Source organism: Enterobacter cloacae complex sp. 2022EL-00981, assembly GCF_028737495.1.
GTDB classification, from domain to species: Bacteria; Pseudomonadota; Gammaproteobacteria; order Enterobacterales; family Enterobacteriaceae; genus Enterobacter; species Enterobacter cloacae.
Genome location: NZ_JAQZRK010000015.1, coordinates 108733 through 117552 on the forward strand (window position 1 = coordinate 108733; position 8820 = coordinate 117552).

Sequence of the window (8820 nt, forward strand, 5' to 3'; positions counted from 1 at the left end):
CTGAGACATCGTGTAAAATGAAAATATATACATACCGTATCATAAGATCGTTAGCATGCAAATCTTACACCAAAAAGAGGCGTGCAGAATACATTAACCAAAGGGATAAAAATGGATACGTCGCGGGTCATATTATCAAGATGTCATTTCAGCAACATCGGATTGCGCCATTTACTTTCCAATACGTTCAAAAAAGAAGAGATTCTCTCTTTTTATAATCAGCACCATTTACACGACTGGGTAAAAGGTATGAAAAAAGATAGTTTTTTTACCTTGTACCTGGTGCTTCCTGACTCTATTTATAGCAACATCATCTACTTTCAGTGGCTTATCTCACTAAAACAGAAAACAAACCTCCACGCCATTGAAGAGATCATCATCGCTTACCACTCGGATATCTTTCCGGAGCTTTTCGCCTGCATCTGCTCGCATTACAAACATCGTCTCGTGAATATCAATAATTTGACCAACGATGAAATCGTCAGGAAAATGCATACCCAGCGTCACCCCAGCAAAAGCGGGATCGTCAAAAAACATATCGAACTGACGCACATGGAGTTCTGTGTCCTGAAGTTGATGATCTCAGGCTACACGATTGACGACATCAGTACCTTATATAACATCAAGCCAAAAACCACCTATACCTACAGCAACAGCATAATGAAACAGTTGGGGTTTAACTCTTTAAAGAAAATCTATTCCTGCGGCGAAATCATTAAATCCTCGATTGACCATGACATAATCAGAGAAAAGAAAAAGTACTACAGCATTGCCCACATTAAGATGTACGAACCACAAACTGCTTAATCCCTCACCGCCTCTAACACGTCACCCGTGTCTCCATAACACCGTCAAATTATTCACAAAAAAATACGGAAAGCGTCTCCGCAATCCGTATTTTTGTATCGATGCTGACTTAGTGGCTTTTCACTAAAATTTCTACGCGACGGCTATTGACGTTACATCCTGCCGCTTGCTGGCTGGCAGAGGTACCGCAGCCTTCAGCGCTTTGTGCTATTCCCTTGCCCGTCGTGTTATTGATCAGCTCCGGTTTAATCCCTTTCTCGATCAGCAATGAACGAACGGTATCGGCACGTGCTTCAGACAGGCGCTGGTTAGCCTCACGGCTACCAATTGCATCGGTATAACCCACAATCTGGATCTCACTGACGTTATTCGCCTTTTTGGTAAATTTCACCACCTCGTCCAGCTTATTGCGGGATTCAGCAAAAATCCCTGCCGCATTACTTGCCGCAAAGCGGAACAGGACTTGCTCCTGAATAAGCACCACACCGCTGTTATTAACGTAATCACAGGTTTTTACCTGCGATGCACGGTTAATAATTTTGGTCTGTTTATGCATCTTACTCAACAGGGCTTCAGCCCGGGAACGCTCTTCCAGGGCCGCCGTATTTCCTGACGTACCTGGATTAACCTGAATAAAATAGGTTTGCGCACTCTCGGCATTGAGCTGTTGCAGAGGATTTTGTTTCCCCTGATAAGCAGGGTGATCGTTGAACCAGGACTCCACCGCATGCGCGCCAGGCGCGGCGCACAGGACGGTAAATTGCCCCGGCAGCAGTACCGACTGCAGCTCGCGGTCGACGTAGATCGTCGCGGGTACGCTCCCCTCAGGGTAATAAACCACAATTTGTGCCTGTTCCGGTGTCACATCCGCGACCGGACGGTAGGGCTGTGGTGCCGTCTTCCCGGAAGCGGTTTTGACGTCTGCCGGTATATCGATGACGTGCTTCACTCGTTCTGCTGAATATGCAGTGCTGGATATCAATACGCTGAGCGCGGCAGTAATCGCACACGCCAGGTTTATTTTTTTAAACTTATTAAGGGTTACTTTCATTTATCAAATTCCCGATTAACCCAGTGAATGACTGTGTAACAACGATTGGTAGATGCGTGCAGAAAGCCCGCCATCCGAAGATGGCGGGTATTTACTGGGTTACATCATGATTTGGTTATTCTGTAGCAGCGTCACCAAATCCGTTTGCACGTCAGCCAGCGTGACAACCTGCGTAAATCCATGCTGTCCGCCCTGACCGTCACGGTCGATACTGATCACGGTATCACTACCCACAACTTCCACCTTGACGTAGTCAAGTACGCCGCGGGAGGAGTAATCCAGCTCCAGTTTTCCTTCGTCTTCGAAGAAGGAGATAGAACCTTTGTAGTCAAGCAGTTCACTCATATCGAGCAGATCTGCATCACTGTCTTTCACCAGATTACCCACCTTAAAGCCGTGGATCGTGTCATGACCATTGCCACCGGTGCTGTCGTTGCTCAGACCTGCCAACACCTTGTACATCAGCGTATCGTTACCGCCGTTGACCAGGTAGAAGGCGTCGTTGCCACCACGTCCCTCAAACACGTTATTCGCGGAGTTATCCGTAAACGTATCTTGCTGGCTGGAACCTACGAGACCCTCGATGTTGAGGAGCTTATCGGTGCCGTTACCGGTTGCAGTGCCTGTCCACAGGTTCGCGTTGATCGCAGTGGTTGAACGGCTATAGTCAACAACGTCCATACCGGCAGTTTCGCTCCAGACTGGCTTACCGCTCACAATCTGGTTCCAGCCGCCGCCACCGTTGTAGGTGTCATTGCCTGCAGAACCGAAGAAGGTGTCGTTATAGCCCGTCCCGATGATCCCGTTGTTTCTGGAGGTGTTGTTCGCCGCATTGCTGCTTTCCGCCGTCAGTACGTAGGAGTCATGGGCTTTACCTGTTGTCAGGCCACCCCAGTTCTCATTTACCGTACCGTTGGTGTAACCACCAATGCTGCCCGTTGCGCCAACGTGATCCGCTTTACCGTCGGTAATGCGCAGCATCTGCACGGAGTAAACTTCATTCGGATCCAGCCCGAAGAAGCTCACCAGACCCATACTGTTGCTGGAACCAGAGGACTGCGGGTTAATCAACTGGGTTGCCACAAGCTCGCCCGCTGAGTTGTATAACTTCACGGTGTTGCTGTAGAAGGTATTGATGCCGTTGCCGTCAACAATACGGATCTGCAGGCTCGTGCCGTCCGCCGCGATATTGGTGTTTTTCACCAGCATCGTGCGTCCCGCGTCGTCTCTTGCCACGACATCAGCATCTGCGCCAGAGCGGTACAGCACCAGGTCCATCGAACCGTCCCAGTCATAGTCGAGTGCGACGGCACCCGTCATGTTGTTGAACGTCGTGCTACCTGTCAGGCTGACTTTATTGGCGCCCCAATTGTTACTACCGGTATTGGTATACAACATCGGCGAGCCAGTCACGCCAGAGCGTGGCACTTCGATGATGTCCATCTTACCGTCGTGGTTCCAGTCCACTGCCAGCGACGTGCCGCCATCAACGTTATCGCCAAACCACTGCGCCTGGCTGTCCGTTGCATTGAGCTTGCCGGTACCATCGTTCAGATAGATACGGCTCTCGTCGCTGTTACTGCCCCCCTTCGAACCACGGCTCAGGAACAGATCCAGCCAACCATCGTTGTTGTAATCCGCATAGGTCATGGAGATAGACAAGTTACCGTAGTCTTCATGGCCATCGTCACGGAACACGTTCGCGTAGTAGCCAACTTCACCGAAGTTGGTCTTCGACGTCCCGGTAGTCTGGTTATACAAGATACCCAGACCGCGGGAGTTGTTGCCGACGAGGTTGCCAGCGCCGTTGTAGTCGATATGTGCCGTAATATCTACGGTACCGTTGTTATCGATATCCACAGCCCCGACTTCGTGCAGCACACTCAACGACGTTGGCAATGCCCCGCCAGGATGTCCGTCAGAGAAGCCGGAATTGTCCTCGTAACTCAGCGTGCCCTGCGTATTTTTGATGAACGAAATGGAGTCTGCTTCGGAGTCACCCAGCACAAAGTCCAGATAGCCATCACCTTCACGGTCATAGGAAATCACGCCGCCGAGGTGGTTCAGGGTGCCCTGATCCAGCGCCTTCGCGGAGTAACTACCGTCCGCATTCTGCAGCCAGTAGGCGGTACGACCCGCGTTACTATAACTACTGATCTGAGACATGACGTCGGCATAGCCATCGCGGTTAATGTCCGCAAAGGCTGCGGAGTTAACATAACGGCTGTATGACGTGCTATCTACGTCGTAACCCGCACCGTTTTCAGTTGACGGTTGGGCAAGGTACGTTGAATCGTAGTCTTCACGCGTGACGGAGTCATAGACACGTCCGGCGTTAGCGGTCGATGTGCCAGAAGTGCCACGAGCACTCTGGAAGAATGACCACAGACCATCCTGACTGATGGTCACCGCAGCGGCGTTCAGACCGCGGCTGTCCGCATCGGTCGTTCCCCCCCAGGTTTGTTCAATCAGCGTACTGCCGCCACCTTCGGTGACACCTGTACTGGTGCTGGCGCTCATGCTTGAGCGGTTACCCGCTTCATCCCAGACCACAAAGGCCAGGTTATGTGCGCCAGAAGGCAGTGACGTATTCAGACTCCAGGAGCCGTCAGCGTTAGCCTTCACGAAGCCAATGACCTGATCCAGACCTTCCTGATATGTCCCGTTGTTGTTGACGTCACTCACCAGCGAGACAATCGCCCCCGCTTCAACACGACCGTATTGACCACTGGAGAAGGTGAACGAATCTCCTGTGGTGGTGTGCTGCGGCACATCTGGCGCCCCGGTAATACCGTTCGGAGAATCCAGATCGATAACCACGTTGTAGCTATCCGCAAACTTCGTGTTCGTACCTGGGTTGCCCGCAACGTCAATGACCTGCAGCTTGAAGCTGTGAGTGGTGCTTGCTGTCGCTTCCGGCAGTACATAGCTCCAGCTCTGGCCGTTAAGTGCCAGCGTTTGCCAGGTTTTGCCGTTATCCAGGGAGATCTGCAGATGCTCACCCGCCTGTAGCGCCGCGCTCAGGTTACCGCTGATGGTCACCGTACGGTCACGCGTGACCATGTCGCTGTTGGTTGCTGTCGCAGCATGGCTGAAGTGATCACCTGTCGTCAGACCATGGCTGGTATCGGTGGTGACTTTGGTGGTCGTAGACAGACCATTCATGTCACTGCCGCCTGTTGCCACCTGCAGCGCCTGAGAATCAGTGCTGCCAACGTTACCGGCGTTATCCACCACGCGAGCCTGAATGGTGTAAGCACCATCATTCAGCGGCGTGTTCTGCATATCCACAGTCCAGGATGTACTGGTCACCGTTGAGTCACGCGTCCAGGTTGCACCGTTGTCGAGGCTAATCTCAACCCATTCGTCCGCCTGCAGGGCTTTCGTCAGCTGACCGTTAATCAACAGCGTGTTATCGCTGGTGACGAAGTCAGTATCTGATGACCCCCGGTCTTCTGAAATAGAGCTGATATTGATAACCGCGTCAGACACGGTGGTATCGACAACAATCGTCCAGGTGTTGCTCGGCGTACTGATGTTGCCCGCCGCATCCGTGGAGGTTGCCACCAGATTCCAGGTGCCTTCAGTCAGCTTGTTCGCGTCAGTGATCTGCAGCGTCCACTGGCCCGTCGTGCTATCGGCCACGGCGGTACCCAGCAGAATGCGCGTTGTCGCATCCACCTGATGGTACACATTCACCGTGCTGCCCTTCTCCGCCGTACCGGTAATTTCCGGCGTGGTGTCGTTGGTAGGCTTGCCGTGAGCAACGGAACCTTGAACAGGGTTCACATCATCCAGCACGTTTGTGATAACCGGCGCAACAGGCGCAACCGTGTCCACCACCAGATCAAAGTCGATCGGGGTGAGCGGGTTATTGGACGGATCGGTCCCGGTAATACGCAGCGTATGCGCGCCATCACTCAGGCTGCTCAGCGGCGTGAATTCCCAGTCACCGTTGGCATCTGCTTTCACCGTGCCAAGCTGAACGCCACCGACGTCAGTGATGATAATGGTGCTGCCTGCCGTCGCCTTACCAACCAGTTGTACCTGGCTGTCGTTGGTGACGTCACCCTCGCGAAGCACGCGTGAGCCGCCCGTTTCCTGGACATCATCCACCACCTGCAGCAGTTGCAGATAGCTTGCGCCCGTGGAGACGTTAACGGTGATATCGTCAACGATCGCGCTCGCGTTACCCGCCGGATCCGTTACCTGGGTCGCGAACTGGTGTTCACCATCTGCTAATGGCGTGGTTGGCGTGTACTGCCAGCTACCATCAGTGTTAGTCACAACAACTGAACCAATCGCCTGGCCGTTATCGTAGATAGTGACCGTGCTACCCTGCTCTGCTTTACCCGTGAAGGTCGGTTTGTTGTCGTCGGTGGTCATACCGTCGGTTAACTGACCTTTCCAGGCCCCCTGATCGTCAGCCACCTGTAAACCGGAAACCGGATTTGGTGCTGTTGAGTCAATAGTGAGGGTGAACGAACCACTACGATCGCTCTCCTGACCCGCGCTGTTGGTATTGGTCACCGTAAAGATATAGTTACCATCAGCCAGCGCTGGTGATGGCGTAAAGCTCCAGGTGCCATCGCTGTTCAGCGTTGTTTTACCCACAACCTGACTACCGTTGTAGATGGTGATGGTATCGCCTGCAACACCATCCGCAGTCCCTTTCAGGGTCGGCGTGTCATCTTTGGTCAACGCATTGTCGGCCAGATTGATAACGGTTGTGCCAGTATCATCCAGGACGTTAACAATCGCTGGCGCATTCGGGGTGTCAGACATAATGACGTCATAGCTGTCAGCCGGTTTCGCCACGTTGCCAACACTATCGGTTTCCGTCACGGTCAGTTTGTTGATTGAATCACCGTAAAGAGACTCAGATGGCGTCAGTTCCCATTTGCCATTCTGATCCACTTTGGTCGTGCCCAACACTTTCGTGTTGCCGTCTTTGTCGGTGGTATAGACGGTAATGACGTTGCCCGCTTCAGCACCAGAGCCGCGGATCACCGGACGTGAGTCATCCAGTACCCCGCCATCTGCAACAATACCCTGAACGTTACCCACGTTATCCGTTACGGAATCAATGGTCACTTTGCTCGCATCCGGCGCGGTGTAGTCGGTAGTCAGAATAAAGTCCGCAGACTTGTCACTGACGTTGCCGGCTTCATCCGTGGCCGTCACGTAGAAGGTGTTTTTGCCTTCCGGTAACTTGCTGCCCGGTTTGAAGTTCCATGCCCCGTTGCTGTTCGCGATGACTGAACCCAGCAGGGTGCCGTCAACGGTGTAAATATTGACGGTGCTGCCCGCTTCAGCCGTACCGTGCAGGATTGGCTGCGGATCGTCAGTAACATCGTTGCTGTTCAGATCGTCCTTGATCGTTCCCACCTGATCTTCCGCGTAATCGATACTCGGACGGTTCGGTGCTTTACTGTCAATTTCGAAGCTGAAGGTGCTGGAGGTATCCTCGTTACCCGTCAGATCTTTCGCGATTGCCGTAATGTTGTGTACACCATCGCCCAGATCGCTGGTAGGCGTAAATACCCAGTTGCCACTGGCATCGGCCTTGACGGTGCCCAACACCACGTTGCCATCCATGATGGTGACAGTGCTGCCTGCTTTCGCCTTACCGATGATTTCCGGACGCGCGTCGTCAGTGACGTCGTTCGCCTTCAGTTCACCCGTGACGCTGCCTTTATCATCCATTACGCGGACGATGGTGACCGGAACGCTGGAGGTATCAAGCGTGACGGTGACACCGGCATTTTCAGCCCCCAGGTTGCCTGCTGAATCTTCAGCACGCGCGGTGAAGGTGTATTCTCCATCCCCCAGAGAACCGGTGGTATAAGTCCAGTTACCGTTCGCGTCTGCAACCGCAGTACCGTTTTCCTGGCCGTTTACATAGATGTGAACAACGCTGCCTGGCTCTGCTTTACCGCTGATCGTCGGTGTCGCATCGTCAGTGATATCGCCATTGGACAATGTACCGGTCTGTGGACCTTCGTTATCGCTCACGATAAAGCCAGTGACCTCACCCGGCGCGCTGGTATCAACCGTGATTGGGAAGCCGCCAGTCTGCGGGCTTACCTGACCAATGTCGTTAATCGCTTCCGCGACAAACGTATGAACGCCGTCCGCCAGTTTCGGCGTATTGAAGCTCCATTTGCCCTGGGCATCGGCCTTGGTTTCACCCAGCAGGGTGATACCGTTCGGGCCGCCATAAATGCGAACCGTGACACCGGCTTCAGCCGTACCCGTCAACAACAGGGTGTTGTCGTTGGTTGTCGCATCCTTTTGTAATGGGCCGGTATGCGGCGCAACATCATCTTCCACACTGCTCAGGGTCGGTGGCAGCGGCTGACCGCCTGCATCGATCTGAATAATGTATTCCGGTGATGCCGCCGTGGTGTTACCCACGCTGTCGGTCTCTTTCACCGTCAGGTTGTACGTCCCGTCAGGCAGGGCTTTCGTAACCTGAAGTTCCCAGGTGCCGTCAGCCTGTACTTTCGCGGTGCCGATCACCTTGTCGCCGTTGTACACGGTGATGGTGTTGCCCGGCTCTGCGCCCGTTCCCTTGATCAACGGCGTGTTATCGTCCGTCTTACCACCCGAAGCAATCGATCCGGTGACGGAACCAAAATCATCCACCACATCGGTAATGCTCACTTTGCTCACGTCCGGGGCGGTGAAGTCCAGGGTCAGGACGAAGTCGTCCGATGCCACACTGGTGTTGCCCGCCCTGTCGGTGGCCGTCACGTGGAAGCGGTGTTCGCCTTCCGGCAGTTTCGCCACCGGCGAGAAGCTCCAGGTGCCGTCAGCTTTCGCCGTCACTTCACCCAGCAGGCCGTTCTGATCGTAGATCTTCACGGTGCTGCCCGCTTCCGCCTTACCGCTCAGGGTCGGGGTCGGATCGTCGGTGGTGCCGCCGTTCGCCAGGTTACCCTGCACGCTGCCCACGTCGT

General features: G+C 53.7%; 3 protein-coding genes. 1 reads left to right on the top strand and 2 read right to left on the bottom strand.

Annotation, left to right across the window (positions count from 1 at the left end; genetic code table 11):
* Positions 1-111 precede the first annotated feature (111 nt).
* Positions 112-807, top strand: a complete 696-nt coding sequence (locus PUZ33_RS14565; protein WP_047023432.1) for a helix-turn-helix transcriptional regulator — start codon at positions 112-114, stop codon at positions 805-807.
* 109 nt (positions 808-916) lie between these two features.
* Here the strand turns inward: PUZ33_RS14565 and PUZ33_RS14570 are convergent, their stop codons facing one another.
* The gene (locus tag PUZ33_RS14570; protein ID WP_023622340.1) at positions 917-1858 is read right to left on the bottom strand and encodes an OmpA family protein; all 942 of its coding nucleotides are present in this window, start codon (positions 1856-1858) and stop codon (positions 917-919) included.
* A gap of 99 nt (positions 1859-1957) precedes the next feature.
* Positions 1958-8806, bottom strand: a complete 6849-nt coding sequence (locus tag PUZ33_RS14575) for an Ig-like domain-containing protein (RefSeq protein ID WP_274205340.1) — start codon at positions 8804-8806, stop codon at positions 1958-1960.
* Positions 8807-8820 lie beyond the last annotated feature (14 nt).